The sequence below is a fragment of the Rhizobium sp. RAF36 genome (assembly GCF_052114105.1).
GTDB lineage: Bacteria > Pseudomonadota > Alphaproteobacteria > Rhizobiales > Rhizobiaceae > Rhizobium.
In genome coordinates this window covers 211,974-234,053 of record NZ_JBFREC010000006.1, presented here as the reverse complement: position 1 = coordinate 234,053, position 22,080 = coordinate 211,974, and the positions used below count along the sequence as shown (strand labels likewise).

At 61.6% G+C, this 22,080-nt stretch carries 18 protein-coding genes; 4 read left to right on the top strand and 14 right to left on the bottom strand.

Annotated elements, in window-relative coordinates; all coding sequences use genetic code 11:
- Positions 1-62: 62 nt before the first annotated feature.
- The 4 genes from AB4Z25_RS21300 to AB4Z25_RS21285 form a co-directional block, all read right to left on the bottom strand.
- A complete protein-coding gene (locus tag AB4Z25_RS21300) occupies positions 63-1,076 on the bottom strand; it encodes an iron ABC transporter substrate-binding protein (RefSeq protein ID WP_112540507.1) in 1,014 nt (337 codons plus the stop codon).
- A gap of 144 nt (positions 1,077-1,220) precedes the next feature.
- On the bottom strand, positions 1,221-2,210 hold the full coding sequence (locus AB4Z25_RS21295; protein ID WP_442208932.1) for an Ldh family oxidoreductase: 990 nt from the start codon (positions 2,208-2,210) through the stop codon (positions 1,221-1,223).
- Positions 2,211-2,286: 76 nt separating this feature from the next.
- Positions 2,287-3,825: an L-piperidine-6-carboxylate dehydrogenase gene (gene amaB / locus AB4Z25_RS21290; RefSeq protein WP_112540452.1), complete on the bottom strand. Its 1,539-nt coding sequence runs from the start codon at positions 3,823-3,825 to the stop codon at positions 2,287-2,289.
- Positions 3,826-3,846: 21 nt separating this feature from the next.
- Positions 3,847-5,130 (bottom strand): NAD(P)/FAD-dependent oxidoreductase, encoded by a 1,284-nt coding sequence (locus AB4Z25_RS21285; RefSeq protein ID WP_112540451.1) that lies wholly within the window; start codon positions 5,128-5,130, stop codon positions 3,847-3,849.
- A gap of 222 nt (positions 5,131-5,352) precedes the next feature.
- On the opposite strand from AB4Z25_RS21285, the gene AB4Z25_RS21280 reads away from it, so the two are divergent.
- The 3 genes from AB4Z25_RS21280 to AB4Z25_RS21270 all read left to right on the top strand — a co-directional run bounded on the left by AB4Z25_RS21280 (position 5,353) and on the right by AB4Z25_RS21270 (position 7,835).
- Positions 5,353-6,243, top strand: coding sequence for a LysR family transcriptional regulator (locus tag AB4Z25_RS21280; protein WP_112540450.1), 891 nt, complete (start codon positions 5,353-5,355; stop codon positions 6,241-6,243).
- A 64-nt stretch (positions 6,244-6,307) separates the two neighbouring features.
- A complete protein-coding gene (locus AB4Z25_RS21275) occupies positions 6,308-6,544 on the top strand; it encodes an Lrp/AsnC ligand binding domain-containing protein (RefSeq protein WP_112540449.1) in 237 nt (78 codons plus the stop codon).
- Positions 6,545-6,665: 121 nt separating this feature from the next.
- On the top strand, positions 6,666-7,835 hold the full coding sequence (locus AB4Z25_RS21270) for a glycosyltransferase family 4 protein (RefSeq protein ID WP_112540448.1): 1,170 nt from the start codon (positions 6,666-6,668) through the stop codon (positions 7,833-7,835).
- Here the strand turns inward: AB4Z25_RS21270 and AB4Z25_RS21265 are convergent.
- The 9 genes from AB4Z25_RS21265 to epmA form a co-directional block, all read right to left on the bottom strand.
- On the bottom strand, positions 7,832-11,137 hold the full coding sequence (locus AB4Z25_RS21265) for an oligosaccharide flippase family protein (RefSeq protein ID WP_112540447.1): 3,306 nt from the start codon (positions 11,135-11,137) through the stop codon (positions 7,832-7,834). The genes AB4Z25_RS21270 and AB4Z25_RS21265 overlap by 4 nt on opposite strands.
- Before the next feature lie 69 nt (positions 11,138-11,206).
- Positions 11,207-12,382, bottom strand: a complete 1,176-nt coding sequence (locus AB4Z25_RS21260) for a glycosyltransferase (protein WP_112540506.1) — start codon at positions 12,380-12,382, stop codon at positions 11,207-11,209.
- Between the two features lie 13 nt (positions 12,383-12,395).
- A complete protein-coding gene (locus AB4Z25_RS21255; RefSeq protein ID WP_112540446.1) occupies positions 12,396-14,873 on the bottom strand; it encodes a glycoside hydrolase family 2 protein in 2,478 nt (825 codons plus the stop codon).
- Positions 14,874-14,889: 16 nt separating this feature from the next.
- Complete coding sequence (locus tag AB4Z25_RS21250) at positions 14,890-15,852, bottom strand: DUF1839 family protein (RefSeq protein WP_442208928.1); 963 nt, start codon at positions 15,850-15,852, stop codon at positions 14,890-14,892.
- 8 nt (positions 15,853-15,860) lie between these two features.
- Positions 15,861-16,769 (bottom strand): amino acid--[acyl-carrier-protein] ligase, encoded by a 909-nt coding sequence (locus AB4Z25_RS21245; RefSeq protein ID WP_112540445.1) that lies wholly within the window; start codon positions 16,767-16,769, stop codon positions 15,861-15,863.
- Between the two features lie 5 nt (positions 16,770-16,774).
- Entirely contained in the window at positions 16,775-17,956 is a 1,182-nt protein-coding gene (locus tag AB4Z25_RS21240; protein ID WP_112385875.1) for an acyl-CoA dehydrogenase family protein, read from the bottom strand.
- The gene (locus tag AB4Z25_RS21235; protein ID WP_112385876.1) at positions 17,956-18,207 is read right to left on the bottom strand and encodes an acyl carrier protein; all 252 of its coding nucleotides are present in this window, start codon (positions 18,205-18,207) and stop codon (positions 17,956-17,958) included. The genes AB4Z25_RS21240 and AB4Z25_RS21235 overlap by 1 nt, the downstream gene beginning before the upstream one ends.
- A 256-nt stretch (positions 18,208-18,463) precedes the next feature.
- Positions 18,464-19,516, bottom strand: coding sequence for a lysine-2,3-aminomutase-like protein (locus tag AB4Z25_RS21230; protein ID WP_112540444.1), 1,053 nt, complete (start codon positions 19,514-19,516; stop codon positions 18,464-18,466).
- Positions 19,513-20,577, bottom strand: coding sequence for an EF-P lysine aminoacylase EpmA (epmA, locus tag AB4Z25_RS21225; protein WP_112540443.1), 1,065 nt, complete (start codon positions 20,575-20,577; stop codon positions 19,513-19,515). The genes AB4Z25_RS21230 and epmA overlap by 4 nt, the downstream gene beginning before the upstream one ends.
- Positions 20,578-20,727: 150 nt before the next feature.
- Here epmA and efp point away from each other — a divergent pair, with 150 nt between their 5' ends.
- The gene (gene efp / locus AB4Z25_RS21220) at positions 20,728-21,297 is read left to right on the top strand and encodes an elongation factor P (protein WP_112385879.1); all 570 of its coding nucleotides are present in this window, start codon (positions 20,728-20,730) and stop codon (positions 21,295-21,297) included.
- Between the two features lie 52 nt (positions 21,298-21,349).
- On the opposite strand, the gene AB4Z25_RS21215 is transcribed toward efp, so the two are convergent.
- Positions 21,350-22,078, bottom strand: coding sequence for an SIS domain-containing protein (locus tag AB4Z25_RS21215; protein WP_112540442.1), 729 nt, complete (start codon positions 22,076-22,078; stop codon positions 21,350-21,352).
- Positions 22,079-22,080: the final 2 nt, after the last annotated feature.

The following is a 22,080-nucleotide window of genomic DNA, read 5'->3' as shown; positions in this document are numbered from 1 at the left end:
CCCTAGGGTTTTCTTGAGCCAAAAGCAATAGTTTTGACTCCCGAGCCCTGCGGCAGATGGGCTTAGATGAGGCCGGCAGCCGTCATCATCTCGACGACCTTCTTGCTGTTCAGCTCGGAGGCTTCGACCTTCGGCGCGTTCAGCTCCTTGAGCGGAACGAGCTTGGCGTTGGATTCACCGCTGACGGCATATTCATAGGAGGTGCCGTCCTTGAGGATGGCCTGGCCTGCCTTGCCGGCGATGAACTTCAGGAACGCCTGGGCTTCCTTCATGTGCTGCGTCGACTTGAGAATACCGCCGCCGGAGATCGAGACGAATGCGCCCGGATCCTGGTTCTTGAAGTAATGCAGGCCGACATTGGCGCTGTTTTCAGCGGTCTTCGCCTGATCGCCGAACCAGTAATAGTGATAGATGATCGCGCCTTCGACTTCACCGGCATTGACTGCCTTCAGCGCAACGCTGTTGCCCTTGTAAGGCGTCGCGTTGTCCTTGAGGCCCTTCAGCCAGGCAGCGGTCGCTTCCTCCCCCTTCAGCTGCAGCAGCGCGCTGACGATTGCCTGGAAATCGGCGCCAGCAGGAGCCGCACCCCAGCGGCCCTTCCAGGCCGGGTCGGCGAGGTCGAGCATCGACTTCGGCAGCTTGTCTTCGGTCAGCTTGCGCTTGTCATAGGCAAATACCGTCGAGCGGGCAGCAATACCCGTCCACATGCCGTCAGCAGGGCGGTATTCGGCCGGAACCTGGTCCAGCGTCTCCTTGTCGACGGGCGCGAAGAGACCGGCGCCATCGACCAGCGTCATCGCAGGCGAGTTTTCGGTCAGGAACACGTCAGCCGGCGAGGCGTCGCCTTCCTGGATGATCTGGTTGGCAAACTGCATGTCGCTGCCCTGGCGCATGGTGACCTTGATGCCGGTCTCCTTGGTGAAGGCATCGATCCACTCGCGGCCGAGGCTTTCGTGCTGCGCGTTATAGACGACAATACCCTCGTCCTGAGCGTAAGCGCCGGAAGCGAGCGAGGTTGCAGCCAGAAGCGACGCGGCAAGCGCCAGCGCAGAACGGCGCGTGATGGAATTGGTCATGATGCCCTCCATGGCATTGGCACCCTGCTGGGGGTGTGGGGTGCTGCGCGGCACCCTATATTTTTCCTGACTTCAATTTTCAAGTTTGCTTCACGAAACCGCGATCACAAATACTTGAAATTATTCATCAAGTTTAGAACGATTCTATACCGCAGCGATGTCCGCGATCACGTCATCATCGACATCGATACCGTTTTCGATCGCCGCCCGGCGTGCATTTTGCCCACGCCGTCCCGGCAGACGGACGCCTGGATCGGACGAGATTTCGTTGGCAAGCTCCGTCAGCCGCGCTGCCGCAAATGCGCCGCCGCCGGCTTCCGGATTGATGACGATGATCATCTGGCCGAGACCCGGAGCCGCACCCTTGTCGTCGAAAAGCGATGTCGATTCATAGGAAAAGTTGGAGCCGGTCAGCGGCGCAGCCAGGATCTCGACCATCATCGCCAGCGCGGCCCCCTTGGCTTCGCCTGACGGCACCATCGTGCCATCCAGGGCTGCCACGGCATCCGTGGTCGGCTGGCCATCGCGGTCGAAAGCCCAGTCGGCAGGGATCGGCACACCCTTCTGACGGGCGGCCATGATCTTGCCGCGGGCAACGCGCGAAAGCGCCAGATCGATGACAACAGGGTCCTGCCCGGTCACCGGCGCCGCAAAGGCGATCGGATTGGTGCCGAACAGCGGCTTACGCCCACCCCATGCGGCCATCGCTGCGGTCGCGTTGGCAACCATGATGGCGACAAGACCCGCTTCGGCGAAACGCTCGACCGTCAGCGCCAGAACACCTGCATGGTGCGAGCGGCGGATGGCACCCATGGCGATACCCTGCGTCCGAGCCATCTCCGTCAGGATGGGCACCGCAAGATCGAATGCCGGATAGGCATATCCATGGCAGGCATCGACCTGGATGACCGAAGGATAGGGCTGATAGAGGATCGGCCTGACGGTACCGTCGACCTTTCCGGACTTAGCCTGGGCAGCATAGGCGGCAACGCGCCGGAGCCCGTGCCCGCTCTGCCCGGCTGCTTCTGCGGCGACGAGCGCACGCGCCACGGATCGCGCATTGCCCTCTTCAACCCCGCTGCGTTTCAACGCCTCTATGACAAGCGTTTCAGCGGCAGCAAGCGTCAGATGCATGGGAAAAACCTTGGCGAAAACAAAAAGGGCGACGACGGTGTTACGTCATCGCCCCCGGTGCTGCAATGCGGCTGCCTTATTCGACGTCGAACTTCACGCCCTGCGCCAGCGGCAGTGTCTTGCCGTAGTTGATGGTGTTGGTGGCGCGGCGCATATAGGCCCGCCATGCATCCGAACCGGATTCGCGGCCACCGCCCGTTTCCTTCTCGCCGCCGAACGCACCGCCGATTTCAGCACCCGACGGGCCGAGATTGACATTGGCAATGCCGCAATCCGAACCGCGCGCCGAAACGAAGGTTTCCGCCTCGCGCATATCATTGGTGAAGATCGACGAGGAAAGGCCCTGCGGCACGGCATTATGCAGTTCGAGAACCTCATCAAAGTCGCTGTATTTCATGACGTAGAGGATCGGCGCAAATGTTTCATCGACAACGGGACCCGTCTGCGACGGCATCTCGACCAGAGCCGGGCGAACGTAGAAGGCTTCGCCAGCGCCGTTTTCGACCCGTTCGCCACCAGTGATCTTGCCACCCGCCGCATTGGCAGCAGAGAGAGCTGACTGCATTTTTTCGTAGGCAGCCTTGTCGATCAGCGGCCCAACCAGCGTACCGTTCTCCAGCGGATTGCCGATGGTGACCGAACCGTAGGCCTTCTGCAGGCGCGGAACGAGCGTGTCATAGACGCTGTCGTGGACGAACAGACGGCGAAGCGTCGTGCAACGCTGACCGGCCGTGCCCATTGCCGAGAAAGCGACGCCGCGCAGCGTCAGGTCGAGATCGGCACTCGGGCAGATGATGGCCGCGTTGTTGCCGCCGAGCTCCAGGATGGCGCGGGCAAAGCGCTGCGACAGGCGAGGACCGACAGCGCGGCCCATGGCCGTCGAGCCGGTCGCCGAAACCAGCGGAACCTTGGGGTGATCGACAAGGGCTTCGCCGACATCGCGGCCGCCAATGAGCAGGGTCGAAAGATTAGCCGGAGCCTTGCCGCCTTCGGCGATGAAGCGCTTCAACGCCTTCTCGAACAGCGCATGTGTCGCCAGCGCCGTCAGCGGCGTCTTTTCCGACGGTTTCCAGACGACCGAATTGCCGCAGACGAGCGCAAGAGCCGCATTCCACGACCAGACGGCGACCGGGAAGTTGAAGGCCGAGATGATGCCGACAACGCCGAGCGGGTGCCAGCTTTCCATCATCCGGTGCTCGGAGCGCTCGGTGGCGATCGTAAGGCCGTAAAGCTGGCGCGAGAGGCCGACCGCGAAATCGCAGATGTCGATCATTTCCTGAACTTCGCCGAGACCTTCGGAGGTGATCTTGCCGACTTCGATCGAAACGAGGCGGCCGAGCGCGCCCTTGGCCGCGCGCAGCTCCTCGCCGAGCAGACGGACAAGCTCGCCGCGCTTCGGCGCCGGAACGGCACGCCATTCGGCGAAAGCCTGGTGGGCGGCATCGATCGCCTGCTTGGCGTCGGCAACACTATCTTCCTTCAGGACACCGATTTCCTTGCCTGTGACAGGCGAGGTAACGCGCAGCGTTCCGCCGGTATAGCGGGCGGCATCGACGCCGAGTTCGGACAGCAGCTTTTTGGTTTCGGCTGTAAGATCGAGGCTAGCGATGGTCATGTGTTTCCAACCTTCTTGTTCTTAAAAACGCGCATCGGCGAAGTGGGCAACCTGGGCGCCGGCTTCGTACCACATTTCCTTCAGCGCCCGGAACCCCGGCTCGCGCGGATCCGTCAGCGGCAAGGGCAGCTCGGCCTCGCTGAGGCGGCCAAGAATATGTTCGGCGAGCGTCCGGCCGAAAACCGTGCCAGGTGCAATACCGCGGCCATTATAGCCCGAGAACCCGACGACGTTATCGGCAAACTTGTGGAACCGCGGCAAGGCATTGTCGGTCATGCCGATCTTGCCATACCACTCGCATTCGAACTCGACCTCGCCGATCTGCGGGAAGAGCTTGCGCAGCGAACGCTGCGCCCAGCCCTTGTGAACCGCGGTACCGGTATTGCGAAGCGCCCCGACGCTGCCGAAGACGAGACGGCCTGCCTGATCCATCCGGAAGGACGACAGGATTTCCTTGGTATCCCAAACGCCTTCGCGGCCGGGCAGGATCGACTTGCGCAGATTATCGCCAAGCGGCGTGGTCGCGAGATTGAAATAGGGGAGATGCACCTGTTCGGTGCGCACCTGTTCCCAGGGGCCGGTGCTATAGGCATCCGTCGCAACGATGATCCAGTCAGCGGTAACGGTCCCCTGTTCGGTGCAGACGACCCATTTCCCACCCTGACGCTCCGTCGCAATCACTGGGCTTGCCGTGTGCAGGGAAACACCGGCTTGCACGGTAGCTCGCGCCAGCCCACGGGCATAGGCGAGCGGCTGCAGCGTTCCGGCTCGCATGTCCAGAAGCGCTCCGGCATAGGCATCGCTACCGATCCGGCGCGCCGTCTCCGCTGCATCCAGCACGGTCACAGGCGCACCCCGCTTGCCCCACTGCGCCGCCCGGTTCTCGATCTCCTTCAGCCCCTCGGAGCCGACGGCGCAGTGCAGAGTTCCATTCGTTTCGAGCTCGCAGGAAATGTCGTGCTTGGCAATCAGCTCCATCACCAGGCGCGGCGCATTGCCCAGCATGTCGAGCAGCCTCTCGCCGTGAACCGGTCCGAGCACACCGGGAAGATCATCAGGCATCACCCACATGCCGGCATTGATCAGACCGACATTGCGCCCGGCGCCGCCAAAGCCGATTTCCTTGGCTTCGAGAAGAACGACCTTGCTGCCGGCTTCCGCCAGATGGAGGCCGGAAGAAATCCCGGTATAGCCGCCGCCGACAATCACCACATCGGCCCGCACGGATCCGGTCAGCGGCGCGGTTACAGGCGGCTGGGGCGCAGTCTTTTCCCAAAGTCCATGCGAGCGCGGATCATTCAGCATCGGTCAATCCATCCAAAGGCGAAACCGCCGTTAATCTAGCGCCGCGACGGCAACCGCGAAAGCACTCTCCGATGCCTTCATAGCAGGCATCTCACCGCGAATGGATGATTTCCATCAGGCCACGAGTTCATTCCGAATATGCGCGACAGATTTCTTTACAAACCGGTTTTCACCGTGAATATCGACGTTTCGGAAACAGGTCATTCTGAAATGGACTGAACTATGCTCGCATCCCGCCGCTTCCTGCCCTCGATATCGCTGCTCGCGGCCTTCGAAGCCGCCGCGCGGACCGGCAGCGTTACCGCCGCCGCCCGCGAACTCGATTTGACACAGAGTGCCGTCAGCCGGCAGATCAAGGCTCTGGAAGAGCAGCTGAGCGTCGAACTCTTCCTGCGCGAACGCCAGACCGTCCGGCTGACGCTGGCAGGCGACGGCTATGCGAGGGAGATCCGCGAGGCGCTGCGCCGCATCTCGAGTGCCTCGCTGAACCTGCGCGCCAACCCCTATGGCGGAACGCTGAACCTCGCCATTCTGCCAACTTTCGGGACCCGCTGGCTGGCGCCAAGACTCGGCCGCTTTCTCAGCCAGAATCCCGGCGTCACCATCAATCTCGTTACCCGGCTCTCGCCCTTCGATTTCCGCCTCGATTCGATCGACGCAGCCATCCATTTCGGCCATCCCTATTGGCCCGGAGCCGAACTGACGCTGCTGATGTCGGAGAAGACAGTTCCAGCCTGCAGTCCGCAATTTCTGAAGGGTCACGGCATCGGCAAGGCCCATGATTTGCTGGACGTGCCGCTGCTGCATCTGACGACCCGGCCGGATGCCTGGGAGGCATGGTTTGCCGAAAACGGCGTTGCCTTCCAGAGCCTTCACGGCATGCTCTTCGACCAGTTCGCCACCGCCGCCCAGGCGGCCGTCGCCGGGCTTGGCGTTGCGCTGCTGCCGACTTTCCTCATCCAGGACGAGCTGAAGCGCGGCGATCTCGTCGCTGCCATCGATGGAGAAATCGAAAGCCGCGAGCGCTACTATCTCGCCCACCCTTCCGAACGCGCCGATTATCCGCCGCTGGCGGCCTTTCGTGCTTGGATCGAGACTGAGGCGAAGTCTTGAGCTTGCATCATGGGAGCGGTTTCGCGCATTATGCGCGCAAACATTCACTCCGCAGGAAATCCCCATGAAGCCCATTTTCGTCCAACTCCAGTGCGCACCCGGCAAGACCTACGAGGTTGCCGACGCCATCTACCAGACGGAACGTGTTTCTGAGCTCTACTCAACCAGCGGCGACTACGACCTGCTGATGAAGGTCTATATCGAAGAAGGCCAGGACATCGGCAAGTTCATCAACGATAACATCGCCAGTATCCCCGGTATCGTCCGCTCCCTGACGACGCTGACCTTCAAGGCATTCTGATCTCCAGGATTAACTCTCTTCCGGAAGATTTCCGGCTGCCGCGCGCTCCGTAAACCGGGCCTTAAGGCGATCCGGTATCTCGTCCGGCACTATGGCGCGGCCCGTTCCGGGATCAGGGAGCATGGCATTGGAAGCAAAGGCAGAGCAGGCAAATGCAGCACCGCTGATCGTGCATGTCGTGCGCCAGTTCCTGCCGAACCGCGGCGGACTCGAAGACGTGGTCGCCAACCTGGCGCGCGAGACCGTCAAGCGCGGCTACCGCGTCCGGGTCGTCACGCTCGACACGCTGTTCACGGCGCGCGACCGCAAGCTTCCGCCGCATGAGATTATCGACGGTATCGACGTCGTGCGTATCCCCTGGTCCGGCAGCACCCGCTATCCGATCGCACTGCAGGTCCTTCGCCATCTCGCCGACGCCGATCTTGTCCACGTCCACGCGATCGATTTCTTTTTCGACGCGCTGGCACTCAGCCGCGTCCTTCACCGGAGGCCGATGATCGCGACGACGCATGGCGGCTTCTTTCACACGCAGAAGCATGCGGCCCTCAAGAAGATATGGTTCCAGACGCTGACACGGTTCTCGGCGATGAACTACAAGCGTGTCATCGGCTGCAGCGCCTCCGATATCGCCCAGTTCTCACAGATCGCCGGCAATACCGTGCTGATTGAGAACGGCGTCGATATCGGCAAGTTCGCAGACAGCGCATCACGCCAGCCGCGCCGCCGGATCGTCACCATCGGCCGCTTCTCGGTCAACAAGCGGCTCGACCATCTCCTCGATGCCATGCAGGTTCTGGCCGCCCGTGATCCGGAATGGCATCTGGATATCGTCGGCTCGGAATCGGATCTGAAAGGCGCCGATCTCACGCGCGAGATCGCGGCCCGCGGCCTCGATCGTGCGGTCGGCCTTCATGTCGGCATCGCCAATCCGGAGATACGATCTCTGGTCTCGGCGGCATCGCTCTTCGCCTCAGCATCCGAATACGAAGGCTTCGGCCTCGTTGCGCTGGAAGCGATGAGTGCCGGCCTTTATCCGGTTCTCAACGGCAATGCTGCCTATGTGGCACTAGCCGAACGCAAGATGCCGCTATCGATTGCCGATTTCAGCGATCCGGAAAATGCAGCGGCAGCACTCGAGCAGGCCTTCGCGGCGATTTCGGCGGAACCGGCGGCAATGCGCGATGCGCTGATCGCTGCCGCCAGACCCTATTCATGGGATCACGTCGCCGGACTCTATATCGATCTCTACAGATCGCTCGGTATCCCGGCTTTCCAGCGGATTGCCGCTTAAGCTTTCGCCAGCTTGGCGATCTCATCCAGCACGATCCGGCGCGATTCCAGCGGCGTCAGATTGTGGTCGGCATCCTCAAGCATCACGAGACGCACGTTCGGATAGCGCGATAGTTTGCGACCACCAGGACCGAAGTGGAAATACATGTGGTCGAGGCCGACATCCGCTTCGCTGTAGATGAGTGTCAGCGGCACGTTGCGCTTGCCGAACGATGCGAAGGCCTGTTTCACCTCGCGCGCCACATGCCCCTTGTGCGGCAGCAGCTCGATCAGCGGCGCGAAGCGATGCGACACCCGGCGGCCGAGGGCGATAAAGATGTTCTGGAAGGCCGCCTTCACATCGACCTGACCACGGAAAAGCCGCTTCAGCGTCTCGATGTTCATCAGCCGCTGGCTGTAATCGTCGACGCTGCGCGGTACCGAGACCACATGCTCCTTGGCGACCTGAACGGCAGGATCCCAGTAATAGACGAAAGGATTGATCGAGACGACCGCCTTCAGGCGCTCATCGGCAATGCCGGCACGGAAGGCCACATAGCCCCCGCTGCAGCGCCCGGCGACCATCACGGGGCCAGGAACATGGGTCTCCAGGAGATCGAGCGCGGAGACAGCGTCATCGATCTGCGTCTGCGAATAAAGGATCTGGTCCGGTGCATCAGGGCGCGGAACGCTGTCGCCGACATTGGCGGAATCGAAGCGCAGAGACGTCACGCCTTGGCGTGCAAGCTCGCGCGACATGTCGACGATCGCCCGGCCCCAACCGGCATGCCGGTCGTAAGCGGTCGTGAGGAACATCACCGAATTGCCCTTGGACGCCCCAACCGGCCGGCTGATGACGCCGACGAGATGGTGATGCGCACCGAAACGCACCGGCACTTCTTCAAAGCCATCGCCGTGCAGGATCTGGTTCTCGGCGGGAACCACCGAATTTGCCGCCGTGGCATCCGGCACCGTGTTCGTCTCGATCCAGCGCGTCAGTTCGGCAACGACACGCATCGGCGTCTTCGCAAACAGCGGATTGGTCGCCAGCTCGTCATACCCCTCGAACACAGTCTCGTCGACGGTCGCGCCGAGTGATCTGAGGGCAGTGGCAAAGCTGGAATCGCCGACGCGCGATGGGTGCTCGAAGATCACATAATGCGATGCAGCCAGGCTCTCCGGCGCCGTCAGATTGAGCTTGCGGATTTCCGCGGCAATCGCCTCGGGCATGAACAGGCCCGCGATCGTTACCTGATCCGCCGGAGCGTGCTCCTTGCTAAGGCCGAGATCGGCGTGAATGATCTTCGCCCACATGTTCAATTCGCGCAGATAGCCACGCCCGCTGAGAACCGGCGCCAGCATCGCGACGCCACTGACGCCTGGGATCGTCGCGCCGATACGCTGCACCAGCGCTGCACCGATCCCCTGTGCGATCAGGATGATCTGGTCGCAACCGCTCAGCGATTTCAGCTCTTCGGCCGCAGCACGAACCGATGCTTCCCAGCTGGACAGCGTTGCCGGCTGATTGCCGAAATCAAGTGCGTCGCCGGTGCCCAGATAATCGAAGCGAAGGCTGGGAACGCCGATATCCGAAAAATGCTCGGCAGCGACGCGATAGAACTTGCGGCTGCACATTTCCTCGAAGCCCCAGGGGCTGACGAAGAGGACGGCGGAGGACCGCTTGGTGACGGCAGGATTTTCGGGCATGAACAGCCCGATCGTGCCGTCGAAGGCAACCGGGAAGGCGGCGCTGCGGCCAGCACCTTCAGCCGGCTCGTGAACGGCCTCGGCTGGTTTTTTATGATCATTCTCCGGCTGCAGCGGCGCGATGAATTGCGCGGCCTTCAACGCCGGGCCGCGCAACGCAGACGGCACCTTGCTGAGGATCGAGCGAATGACAATTGCGTCTTGTCTCGGAATGACCTTGAGAAGTTTGAGTGCGAGCAGATAGGCGACACCGCCTGCGATGATCGCCAGCACCAGGCAAACAGGATTGTGGACGAGCTCAAGGACCGCGAGAGCGGCCAATGCGCAAAGCACGGCCGCCACCGTCACCTTCGCGAGGCTGACATAGAGGGTCGAAAGCTGACTTCCAAAGCCGGTCTGTTTGATCATGATCACGCACATCACGACAAAAACAGCGATGCGAACGACCGCAGCGCCTTCCGCCGCAAAAGTAGGCACCAGGAGTAAACAACCGCCTACCATGACAAGGCCACCAATCACACTGGTCTTCAGGCGATCGCGCACCCGGTCCATGGACAGCAGGTAGAGGCTGAGGATCTGCATGAAGGTGTAGGCAGGTGCGGCCAGCGCCAGAAGCATGACGACGGGACCGCTCGGGCGGAAGGCTTCGCCGAACACGCTGACAACGAGAACACCCGAGATCGCCGCCAGTCCAAAGCTCATCGGCATGATGATATAGGCCATGCTGCGGGTGACCGCGGCGAAGACCTCGACGGGCAGCGTCGAATCCTTACTGTTGTGCCGCTGCTCCGAATAATAGGGCAGCAGGCTGCCGGTCATCTGGATCGGCAGCTGCAGGGCGATATTGGCGACCGACAGACCGATCGCGTAGTAACCGACCATCTCGACCGACCAGAATTGCTGCAGGAACAGCAGTTCGAGGCGATTTATGAAAACAGAATCAATCAGGAACTGCGTCGATATGATCACCGACGACGAGGCGAGGACGCTGAGCGAAATATCGCATCTGTCCCGCTTGGTGAGCAGGATCGGCATGGTCGCGATGAAGAACACCAATTGGCCGAGCGCATAGCCGATCAGCACGCCCTCTACGCCATACAGCACCGCGCCGATCGCGACGCCACCGAGCTGCAGGATCGAGACCCCGACGGTGAGCTTGAAGAAATCGCCGAGACGCTTTTCGCCGATCAGGTAGAATTTGACGAAGGAGCCGATAGCCTGAATGAAGAACAGCGCGCCCGTCACCATCGCCACCGACGGCGCCGTTTCGGCCCAATGCATCTCTTCCGACGACAGGAAGAAGATGCCGTAGAGCCCGAGCAGCACCACCGTCGAAAACAGCATGAAGGTGACGAGGATCGAGGCAAAGCCCATGCGGCGCTTGCTGTCGTAGCCTTGCACATTCAATTGCGGCAGCGTCTTCAGAAGCGTGATGCTGGAACCCAGTTCGGCAATCGACGCGCCGGTGACCACAAGCCAGAGCGAAAAGGCAACGATGCCGTTTGCCTCCGGGCCAAGCAGGCGGGCGGTGATGATCGACGATGCAAAACCGGTAGCCAGCAGCAGCATACCCGCAGCCGCGTTCATCACCGAATTCGCTATGATCCCGTTCGACATCCGTCTCTTTCCATTGGCTTCTCAGCCATTCCTAATGTGAAACCGTTAAATAAGGGCCGAGGAGTTCGGTTAACGGCCCGCACCGGCAAGCGCCTGCAGCGCTTTCTCGTAGGTATTGGCCTCCAGATAGGCGACCAGGAAGCGCTTGGCGCGAGCGGCCTTTTCCTTCGCCGCCTCCGGGTCGGAATAAATCTGATCGAGGTAGCCCGCCGCCACTTCAGGCGACGGATCGGCCCAGACTGCACCCTTCAGCGCCGCAAATTCCGGATGCGTATCGACAACTGGGATCAGCGATGGCGCGACGTTCCAGGTATTTTCTGGGTCGCAGAAATCGACGGTGCCGGACCATCCCGTGGTCACGACAGGGGTATTGTGAATGATCGCTTCGGCAACGGTCAGGCCGAAACCTTCCGAACGGTGGAGGGAGATATAGGCGTCGGAATCGCGGATCAGCCCGTTGATCTCGCTGCTCGCCAGCTTGTCCGTGACGATACGAATCCGGCTATTGCCCTCGGCCGAACGGTAAAGGGCTGCAAGGCCGGGATCCTTCGCCGGATCACCGCTTCCCTTCATCAGCAGGAAAGCCTTTGGGCAGCGCCGCTGAAAGGTCTTGAAAGCATCGATGACAGCCTGCGGATTCTTGCGGTTGATCGACGATCCGGCGCTGAAGATGAAGCTGACCAGAAACGCGTCGTCCTCGACACCGAACTTCGCTCGCATCCCGTCCGCAGCCGGCTTCTCCGTCACCGGATGCGGCACGACGACGACAGGCGCACTGGTCAGCGGCGCAATCGCCTTGCGGGTAAATTCGGAGGGGACAAAAACCGCGTTGACATAGCGCGCGCCGTTCCGCCACTCCGGTGGCACGATCTCCAGCTCCCAAGCCCAATAGCCGATGTTATAGGCGCAGGCGAATTCCCGCAGTCCGGTGCTGAGCACCGGCCGCGGCAGCATTGGCGGATTGAGGTGCCAGATACGCGTTCCCGGCTGAACCGCATTGCCTGCGGCAGCCTTCCATTCGACGGACGCGCCTTCATCGGTATGTGTGCTGACATCCCGCAGCGAGATCCGTCGGCCGCCCGCCGCCAGCGCGTCGGCGCAAAGCCGCGCGGATTCGCCTACACCGGCCATCATCGACAGATAGCCGGCAACTTCGATCGGCCGTGCCGGATCGAAAGCCACCCGGGATTTCGGGATCAGCCGCTGCAGGACATGGGAGCGAAAGGCACGGTAGAGAGATCGGATAGGCATCTGTTTTTCAACCACCCACGCCGAAAGCAAAGCGGCGCATACTGCCGGCGCAAAGCACCTCGCCCTGAGGCTCTCCCGCCTTAGTGCCAACAGGCGTCAGCCGGATACGGCGCTGGATACCCGGCGCCAGATGAAACCAGTCGTCAGCTGGGCGGTACCCAGCAGCATCGATGTGAAGCGACTGGGCAAGGCAGTTGGCGGAGACATCGAGTGCCCATGCGCCGCCGTCATCCACCAATGTCACGGCAACATCGGCATCGTGAAACGCCTTTGCCCGACCAAGCGGAAAGTGGAACGCCTCGGCCAGCAGGTCACCTTCCACCGAGCGCAGCCGCGCCACCGTAACGTCATGCGATGGCGGGCCGAAACGGAAGGCGTAGGTGGTATCGAAGAAGGCCCCGAAAAGTTCGGTCGCCGCGATCTTCTGCTTGCTCCGCGCTGCGATTGTCAGGCTCTGGCTGCCGCTTGCCGCCTGCTGCCGGCCGTCGCGGAAGCATATAAGCTCAAGTTCCACCGCAAGATCAGCAGCCGTCTCATTGATCACATGCACATCCAGACCATTGGTCCCTTCGTCCGTCAGCACCACCTGCAAAGGCCGGAAGGCCCGGCGCATTGCATGCCAGACGGGCTTGGGTTCGCCGGTGGAATCGATCACCCCCCAGCCCGGTCCGGGCAGCAGATCCTGTAGCGTCCAGACCAGCGCGCCGTCGCAACGAGATCCGGTGCGGCGCCATTCGGCAAAGGTCTCGGTCAGCACTTCGCCTGTGACGGCACGGGAAAGATCGAGATAGCGTTCCGGATTTTCGCGGCGAAGCCTCGCCGGATCGGTATCGTAGAGCAGCCCAAGATAGTGATCCCTGATATCCTCGAAATCCCAGGACGCGCCGCGGTCGCGCGGCACCCGGGCCTTCCAGAGAGGGCTGTGAACGGAGGGCACGTCGAGATGCCGCTGCAACGTTCTCTGCTGCGGGACATGCGCGAAGGCAAGGCTTTCGGCGGCGAAACGCACATCGGCCCGGCGCGCATCGTCAAGCGGGCGCATATAGGCGCCAACGCCGTAGTAGTGCGTGACCCCTGCATTCGGCGAAAACGGCATGGCCCCGCCATAGGGCGAATTCGGAACGTAGGGCACATCCGGCCGCAGCCGCGAAGCGATCGCCGGGATCACTTCGTCACTCACCGGACCGCCCCAGAACTCCCGCGGCAACCCGAGCATCGCCGCCTGTTGGTGCACCTCGCTGCCACCGCAGAGCACGGCAAGCGAGGGTGAGGCCTGAACCCCATGCAGGAACCCTTCGACTTCGGCATGGACGTGACCGATGAAGGTCTTGTCGTTGCGTGGATAGTCGAAATTGGCAAACATGAAGTCCTGCCAGACGAGCAGGCCGAGCTCATCGCAGAGCGCGAAGAAATCGGGCGTCTCGTACACCATCGTGCCGCCGACGCGGATCATGTTCATGCCGGCCTCGGCAGCCAGCCGCAGGAACGGCTCGTAATCGGCCCGCGCGCCGGGAAGCCGCACGATGTCGGCGGTGGTCCAGACGGCACCCCGGCAAAAGACGCGCTCGCCGTTGACGCAAATCCCGAAGCCGTCGCCATCGGCCCCGCGATCGAGGGTGATCGTGCGGAAACCGGTCTTGCCGAGCGGATACTCGACGTCGTCGGAAACCAGCGCCAGATCGTAGAGTTCAGGCGTGCCGTGCGTGTGCGGCCACCACGGCTTCACATCGGCAAGCTTGAGGATGGCCGAATAGTGGTTCTCGCCGATCTTTTCAAAGGCCGTCTCTTCCCCGCCGCAGCGCAGCTGAAGGATCGGATCCTCCGCGGCGGAATAAAGCGAAACGCTGACCCGTCCGCTGCCATCCTCATCCAGAACGCTGCGGATCGAGACATTGTCGATCGAAACAGGGCCGCTGCGCACCAGCGATATCGCCCGCCACGGTCCGATGGCGTGGATCTCCGGGCACCAGCCCGGCATATGGCCGAGCACGGTGGTGCGGACATTCTTGAGGCCCGGCGGCGTGATCATCTGCGGGCGCCAGCGGGCGCGCGGCCCGGGCTCGGTAAGCTTCGGCGCAAGTGCCCGGAAACACAGCGCAAGCTCGTCGCCGCCTGCAAGCGTCACCGGAATTTCGTGAGCGGTGAACATGCTTTCCGAAAACAGCAGCTCTTGGCCGTTGACGAACACGTGGCAAAGCGTTGCCAGTCCCTCCAGCCGCAGAATCCAGTCTCCCGGTTCTGTGTCGAACAGGCGGCAGACATACCAGGCATCCCGGGTGTTCAGAGGCTCCGGATTTTCCCTGTCGAACAGGCCGGCTCTCTCGAGCGCTTCGGCAGCGGTGCCGGGCACCGGTGCGGCGATGAACTGCGACGTCGGCGGGATATCATGCGGCACGGCATAGGCATCGGGTTCCGTGAGAACGAGGTTCCAGCCTTCCGAAAGCAGGACCTCTTCTGCGCCGACGCTCGCCAACCTGCCTCGCATGATCAAGCCTCCGGTGTCACAGCCGCTCGGAAATCGAAGCCATCATGGAATCCCATGCATCGGCGGCCGGATCAAGCGCGGTCTGCAGCGGCTCGAATTTCTTGCGGGTCACGGCCCGCGCCAATTGGAACTGCACGGATTTGGCCGTCTCAGAAATCTGCCGCGCATCCGCCTCGGCGCTGCCGAACTGCCCCGGCGCAAGCCAGGCGAGATGATCCGCCGCCAGCTCGAAATTGGCGCCGAACTGGCGAAGCGTGTTGAAGGCATATTTGTGGAAGAAGCCGAAGGGCCGCTCGGCAATTTCCTCGACCTGTTGCGGGAAGACCGAGGCAAAGGCGCGGATCGGATTGCGGGCCGGGCGGTGGGCGAGATGCTTTCTGAAGATTGTTTGGGAAGCCGCCCGCATCTCCGCATCGCCTGGAAGCATCACCGGAAACTTGGCAAATTCAGTGTAGGGCAGAAACAACGCTCCGTCCGCGCCTGAATTCAGCTGAAACAGACCGTCAAAATCCTCGCCATCCAGCGCGAAGAACCCGGCATTGTGGAAATACTCGACGCGCTTCGCATCGAAATCCAGCCGGTTGATCGCCACGGTCGTCTTGCCGTGCTCGGTGCGGTAGGCAGTGCCCTGGGTGTCGGGCATGTAATAGGAATCCATCTCGATCAGGCAGAGCCGCCCGCGGCCGATCTGCGTTTCGATATGGCGCTCGACGCGATCGAAGATCGCCAGTTCGCTGACGCGAATGCCGTAGAGCGTTTCCAGATCTTCCAGCGGCACCTTGAAGAAGGTGAACTGGTCGCCCTCGAAATCCTGCGTGATGGTGAAGCCGAGCATCGCTTCCGGGGGCAGGCCGAGCGTGTTCAGTACCTCGATCCAGAGATCGATATAGCAATTGGTTTCCGGCCACATGCGCTCGCTGGAATGGAGCGCATGCCTGACGTAGCCATCCGGAGCGATAGCCGGGAAAACAGCCTTCATCAGACGTCTCAGCCCCAGAGCGCCTTGCGGACATTTTCCGGCCATTCCTTCACGTCGAGACCGTGATGGTGGAACAGTGCAAGCGCGATACGTTCCAGACCGAAGCCGACGCAGGCGGTATGCGCCACGCTGCCATCCTCAAGGTTCAGACCCCACTTCAGGCCAAACGAGTCCTGATGGTAGTTGAAGCTCATGCAGGCGGTCGGATTGGCGGTCGAAGTGATCGGGATCAGCAGCTCGAACTTGAGGTTCTGGTCGCGCTGGTTGTTGACCATCATCTTGCCGGCGCGGCCGAAGAATGGATCGTTCGCCACGTCGATGACCACCTCGAGGCCAACCAGCTTCATCATCTCGACGCCGCGATCCATCCAGCGCTGGCGGAAATCCGTCACGTGGCTCTCGGTGCCCATGCAGACATATTCGCGCATGCGGAACAGCTGCTGGCGTGCCGGATCCTTGGAAGGCTCATGGCGGAAGCAGTAGGACTGCAGATCGTAAAGACCGCCCTTTGCCGGCAGGTTGCCGCGCTTGGCGACCGTCGGGTAGAGCGGATAGCAGGCCGCCGGCGTCAGCACGATCTCGGTCGCTTCCTGGCCCTTGGTCCAGTCGTCACCGACTTCCATGCATTGCAGCAGGTTCATGTGATCGAGCTCGGCGCCGCAGAAGCTGTGCACCGTACCCGCAAGCTGCGGGAAGCTCTTCATATAGCCGCTTTTCTCGAAGATCGCCCGGTTCATGCCTGGCGGAAAGCGCATGGCTTCGGCACCGTCGGCGCCGCCGAACCTGTCGATCAGCCGCTCGAAAGCGGAGATTACGTCTTCGAACTGGCCGCTGCGGCCGTAGAGGCCGTCAACGCCGGTATCGATCAGCAGGCCGGATTCGAAAAGCCGGTCCAGAAACGAGGTCTGCATATCCATGTGAGTCACCCCAGTAGGCTAGTGTCCTGCTTGTGGACGAGAAGCATGCTCGACGTGTTGCCGAGGATGCGGTCATTGGAAATCATCAGCTGCGCGGAATGCGCATCGCGAAGGTGCCGGCCGACGCTGAAAGGCGTGCCGTTCTTGTAGCCCATGATGCCGCAGATCAGCATGACGTGGTTGACGATCTCGAGGATCGTTTCCGACGAGGCGATCTTCACGTTGTTCATGGCAACGGCAAAACCCATCGACGACAGCTTGTCGGGATCGGCCTTTGCGTCTTCATAGGCCTTCAGGCCCGCGACGACATTCGACTTGACCATCTGCAGAAGGTTCGAAACCTCGGCAAGGCGTAGCGCACCGGGCGGCGGAGCGCCGGGCGATTTGCGTGCGGCAGCGCGCACGAACGCCTGGGCTCGGCAGACGGCATCGACCGCGATGCCGTACCAGACGCCGCTCCAGAGGAGATGCGAGGAGGCAAGCATCGACTGGGCTGCGATTTCGGCAAACGGCTTCGGCAGGATTTGTGCCGCCGGCGCTTCGCCCTTGAAGAGGAAGCCGTCGGAGCAGGTGCCGCGCATGCCGAGCGTATTCCATACATGGGTTCGCTCGAGCGTGTACTGGTCCTTGAGGAATGCCGTCAGCACCTGATCCGAAGACGCGGCCTCCGGGCCGCTGCGCGACGTGATCAGGATAGCATCGGCATGTGAGCCGTAGGAGATGACGGTCGCGTCCTTTTCGAGACGGCAAGTATCGCCGGTGATCTCGATGGCGCAGATGCTGTTGCGCAGATTGCCGCCAATGCCGCCTTCGGTCGTCGCAGAGGCGATCAGCAGCTGTTCGGCCGCGATACGCCGCATGAAACCTGCATGCCACTCGCTGTCAGCACCATGCTCGACAAGGCTAGAAAGCTTGATGTGGTGCATGGCGAAAACCATGGCGCTTGCGGCGCAAGCCTGGCCAAGAACAGAGCAGAGTTCGGCGATTTCGGTCGTCGTCGCGCCCTCGCCGCCAAGGTGGCGGGGGATCTGGATGCCGAGCAGACGTTCGGCCTTCATCGCATCGGCAGCTTCCCGCGGGAAACGGCCTTCGGCATCGACGGTGTCGGCGTGCTTAGCCGCAATCTCGGCGACGCGCGCGGCCCGCGCCGCAAAGCTCTCTTCCGTGATCTTAACCGGGAAGTTCATCAGGCGACCTTCCGGCTGTCCTTGATCATATCGACGGTCTTTTCGATCGCCGAGATGCTGGCGAAGGACTTGCGGTTGAGAAGATTGTCGGGGAATTCGATATCGAACGCTTCTTCGATCGCCAGCATCAGCTGGACCGATGCAAAGGATGTCAGACCCGCCGCGTAGAGATCGGCGTCGTCGGCGACCTGGTCGATCGACGCGGGAAGCTTGCCGAATTTGGCTATAATATCGCGGATTGTCTTGTTCATCCGAACATCTCCAAGATTGTCATGATCCAGAGCAGGCGTTCATCGCCTTCATCATGAGCGCTCTTTTAGGCCGGAAAACCCAATATTCCGCTAATTTGTCTGGTTAAAGATGAGCAAGATTCACACTTAAAGTTTTATCGAGTATCGCGCCCTGATTGAATTTCGCCGTTTCTGCTCAAATACTTGCCTCGCCAGTTTGGCGTAATACAGGAGCGGCGCGAAGGACTTCCCAGTGCAGAAATGGAACGGAAATCTTCTATCCCGCCGGAGGATAGCTGTGCTCGCCGCCCCTGTAATCGGAGACCGAGAAGCAACCGTCGGCGGTTTTGCGAACGCCGCTTTCGGCGATCACGGTCTTTCCGTAGCCGCCCGGAATATCCAGAATATAGGCTGGCTGGCAGAGGCCGGATATGCGGCCGCGCAAGGCTGCGACGATCGCCTGCCCTTCCTCGATCGACAGCCGGAAATGGCTGGTGCCGGGCGCAAGGTCGGGATGATGCAGGTAATAGGGCTTGATACGGTTCTCGACGAACGTCTTCATCAACGACGCAAGCACGTCCGCATCATTGTTAACGCCCTTCAGCAGCACCGATTGGCTGATCATGACGATACCGGCATCGACGATCCGCGCGCAGGCCGCCCGCGCTTCGGCCGTAAACTCGCGTGGATGATTGGCGTGCAGCGCGATGTAGACGGTCTTGCCGCTCGCCTTCAGGGCGTCGATGAGCGCCACATCGATCTTGCGCGGATCGACCACGGGCACGCGGGTATGAAACCTGACGATCTTGACGTGATCAATCGCCGAGAGCTCCCGCATGATGTCCTCCAGCCGCCGCGGCGAGAGGATCAGGGGATCGCCACCGGTGAGAATGACCTCCCATATTTCGTCATGCTGGCGGATATAGTCGAAGGCTGCCTTCATTGCCTCCGGTTCGAGCGTGCCGAGACCTTGCGGCCCGACCATCTCGCGGCGGAAACAGAAACGGCAATAGACCGGGCAGACATGCACCGCCTTCAGCAGCACGCGATCCGGATAGCGATGCACGATCCCTTCAACAGGGCTGTGCGGGAGATCACCGATTGGATCGTCCCGCTCTTCCGGTGTCGTCTGCAGTTCGGAAACATCGGGCACGAATTGGCGAGCAATGGGATCGGCCGGGTCTGCACGGTCGATCAGCGCCGCAATCGATGGCGTCAACCCGATCGCATAGCGCGCCGCGACATCTTCGAGCGCCAGCCGGTCGGCGTCCCCGATCAAGCCTGCGCTCGACAGGTCATCGACGCTCTTGATCGGCCTGACGATATTCATCGGCCATACTCCGCGACGGGCGCCCACAGCACCTGATCGATGCGCGAAGCACCGGTCGCCAGCATCACCAGCCGATCGAAGCCGAGCGCGATGCCGCTCGCCTCCGGCATGATCTGCAACGCCTCGAGAAAATCCTCGTCCAGCGGATAGCGCTCGCCATAGATGCGTGCCTTCTCGGCCATCTCGATCTCGAAACGGCGCCGCTGTTCGGCAGCATTCGTCAGCTCGCCGAAACCATTGGCGAGCTCGACGCCGCAGGCGTAGACCTCGAAGCGCTCGGCAACCCGTGGATCCCGGCCTGACGGCCGCGCCAGAGCAGCTTCCGAAACAGGATATTCGTCGAGAATGGTTATGCGGCCGAAACCGAGATGCGGCTCGATTTTCTCGACCAGCGCGCGGCTAAAGAGATCGGCCCAGCCATCGTCTTCGGCGACACGCAGGCCGTTGCGGCGCAATTCGGCCGCCAGATGCTCGCGATCGGTCGAGCCATCGGCAGCAACGGAGCCAAGCAGATTGATCCCGGCATGGCGATCGAAAGCCTCGGCAACCGAAATCCGCTCCGGGCCGGCAAAAGGATCGGCCTCGGCACCGCGATACGTCAGTTTGGATGCCTTGGCGGTCTCGGCAGCGAGTGCTGCGATCCGCACGCAATCCATCATCAGCGTCTCGTAGCTTTCTCCCGCCCGGTACCATTCCAGCATGGTGAATTCAGGATGGTGCAGCGGCCCGCGCTCACGGTTGCGATAGACATGCGCGAAGCAGGCGATCCGCTGCTCACCCGCCGAGAGGAGCTTCTTGCAGCCAAATTCGGGCGAGGTGTGCAGATAGAACGGCGCCGGCTGGCCATCCGTCGTCAGCGCTTCAGTCGCGAAGGCATGCAGATGCGCCTCGTTGCCCGGTGACACCTGAAGTGCGGCCGTATCGACCTCGACAAAATCTTCGCCGGCGAAATAAAGACGCAGCGCGGCCTGGATCGCGTTGCGCCCGATCAGGAACGGGCGGCGATCCGCATGGACGTCGGGCGTCCACCAGGGCGAGGCTTTGGCGCTCGTCAGGCTCATTCTCCGCTTTCTTCACCGCGACGGCCAACGCTGGGCTGGCTTTTCGCCGGATTTTAAGTTAGTTGCCGCCCCAAAGGAAAATTAATCGCGTCTAGAGGGCTATTGCGACAGTCCTCTACGACGCCGAAGGCTGAGTTACAAGGAAGTCTTATGGTCAAGATCATCGCCTCCTCCGTCCGCAAGGGCAACGTTCTCGAAGTGGATGGCAAGCTGTATGTCGTTCTTACGGCCAACAACTTCCATCCTGGCAAGGGCACGCCGGTGACCCAGGTCGACATGCGCCGCATCGTCGATGGCGTGAAGGTGTCCGAGCGCTGGCGCACGACCGAGCAGGTCGAGCGCGCATTCGTCGAAGACGTCAACTTCCAGTTCCTTTACGAGGACGGCGAAGGCTTCCACTTCATGAACCCGGAAAGCTATGACCAGGTCGTCGTCGACAACGAGACGATGGGTGATCAGAAGGCCTATCTTCAGGAAGGCATGACCTGCATCCTGTCGATGCACGAAGGCATTGCGCTGGCTCTCCAGCTGCCGCGCCATGTGACGCTCGAAATCACCGAGACCGAGCCGGTCGTCAAGGGCCAGACCGCATCGTCCTCCTACAAGCCGGCAATCCTTTCGAACGGCATCCGCACACTGGTTCCGCCGCATATCGATGCCGGCATCCGCGTTGTCATCGCGACCGAAGATAACTCCTACGTCGAGCGCGCCAAGAACTGATTGTCCGCAGGGGCAAAGCAAAAGGCCGGCGTCTCCGCCGGCCTTTTTCGTTTCAGAGATGCGGGTTGCGCGGCCGGTAGCGTTTGACCAGCTGCTGGTTCACCTCTGCAGCGCCCGGCATGTTGGCGCTGAGATAAACCGGCGCATCGCCTGACTTGGCGAGCTCCGAGGCCACCTCGGCAAAGATCGCATTGAGCACGGTCGCCCCGACTGCCGTCGAGACCGGCCCGACCTTCAGCCCGCTCCCTTCGATCTCGATGACGGCATCGCCCGGCGGAAGTCCGTTGTCGAGGACGATATCGGCAACCTCGGCCAGCCTGCGGCGGCCGTTGGCGATCGCCTTGGAATATTCGATCGAGGTGATGGCGATTACCTTGGCGCCGATCTCATGGCCATAATCGGCGGCTTCAAGCGGCGCGGCGTTCACGCCGGAATTGGACGCGATGATGATGACGTCACCCGGCTGCATGCCATAGCGCTCGAGCACCGGACGAACGAGACCTTCCGTCCGTTCATAGACTGAACTGATCACCGCACCCTCGTGCAGCATCGCAGAACCGACAAGCACAGGAACGGTGAAAGCAAGGCCGCCAGCCCGGTAATGCACCTCTTCGGCCAGCATATGGGAATGGCCGGTGCCGAAGACATAGACCCGCTTGTCGCTACGGGCCGCTTCGAGGATCGCCGCGGCGGCCCGCTGCATTGGAACATCGAGAGCCGATTTCAGCTGGCCGAGCCGCTCGATCAGGTTCGAAAAATAAGCATCGGTGATCGCAGTCATCG

Excerpts from the sequence above, each read along its gene's own strand:
- AB4Z25_RS21245 (WP_112540445.1), bottom strand. The coding sequence starts at position 16,769 with ATGGATATGCAGACCTCGTTTCTGGACCGGCTTTTCGAATCCGGCCTG.
- epmA (WP_112540443.1), bottom strand. The coding sequence starts at position 20,577 with ATGAGCCTGACGAGCGCCAAAGCCTCGCCCTGGTGGACGCCCGACGTC.
- AB4Z25_RS21240 (WP_112385875.1), bottom strand. The coding sequence starts at position 17,956 with ATGAACTTCCCGGTTAAGATCACGGAAGAGAGCTTTGCGGCGCGGGCC.
- AB4Z25_RS21255 (WP_112540446.1), bottom strand. The coding sequence starts at position 14,873 with ATGCGAGGCAGGTTGGCGAGCGTCGGCGCAGAAGAGGTCCTGCTTTCG.
- AB4Z25_RS21265 (WP_112540447.1), bottom strand. The coding sequence starts at position 11,137 with ATGTCGAACGGGATCATAGCGAATTCGGTGATGAACGCGGCTGCGGGT.
- amaB (WP_112540452.1), bottom strand. The coding sequence starts at position 3,825 with ATGACCATCGCTAGCCTCGATCTTACAGCCGAAACCAAAAAGCTGCTG.
- efp (WP_112385879.1), top strand. The coding sequence starts at position 20,728 with ATGGTCAAGATCATCGCCTCCTCCGTCCGCAAGGGCAACGTTCTCGAA.
- AB4Z25_RS21250 (WP_442208928.1), bottom strand. The coding sequence starts at position 15,852 with ATGAAGGCTGTTTTCCCGGCTATCGCTCCGGATGGCTACGTCAGGCAT.
- AB4Z25_RS21280 (WP_112540450.1), top strand. The coding sequence starts at position 5,353 with ATGCTCGCATCCCGCCGCTTCCTGCCCTCGATATCGCTGCTCGCGGCC.
- AB4Z25_RS21275 (WP_112540449.1), top strand. The coding sequence starts at position 6,308 with ATGAAGCCCATTTTCGTCCAACTCCAGTGCGCACCCGGCAAGACCTAC.
- AB4Z25_RS21230 (WP_112540444.1), bottom strand. The coding sequence starts at position 19,516 with ATGAATATCGTCAGGCCGATCAAGAGCGTCGATGACCTGTCGAGCGCA.
- AB4Z25_RS21270 (WP_112540448.1), top strand. The coding sequence starts at position 6,666 with ATGGCATTGGAAGCAAAGGCAGAGCAGGCAAATGCAGCACCGCTGATC.
- AB4Z25_RS21285 (WP_112540451.1), bottom strand. The coding sequence starts at position 5,130 with ATGCTGAATGATCCGCGCTCGCATGGACTTTGGGAAAAGACTGCGCCC.
- AB4Z25_RS21295 (WP_442208932.1), bottom strand. The coding sequence starts at position 2,210 with ATGCATCTGACGCTTGCTGCCGCTGAAACGCTTGTCATAGAGGCGTTG.
- AB4Z25_RS21300 (WP_112540507.1), bottom strand. The coding sequence starts at position 1,076 with ATGACCAATTCCATCACGCGCCGTTCTGCGCTGGCGCTTGCCGCGTCG.
- AB4Z25_RS21235 (WP_112385876.1), bottom strand. The coding sequence starts at position 18,207 with ATGAACAAGACAATCCGCGATATTATAGCCAAATTCGGCAAGCTTCCC.
- AB4Z25_RS21215 (WP_112540442.1), bottom strand. The coding sequence starts at position 22,078 with ATGACTGCGATCACCGATGCTTATTTTTCGAACCTGATCGAGCGGCTC.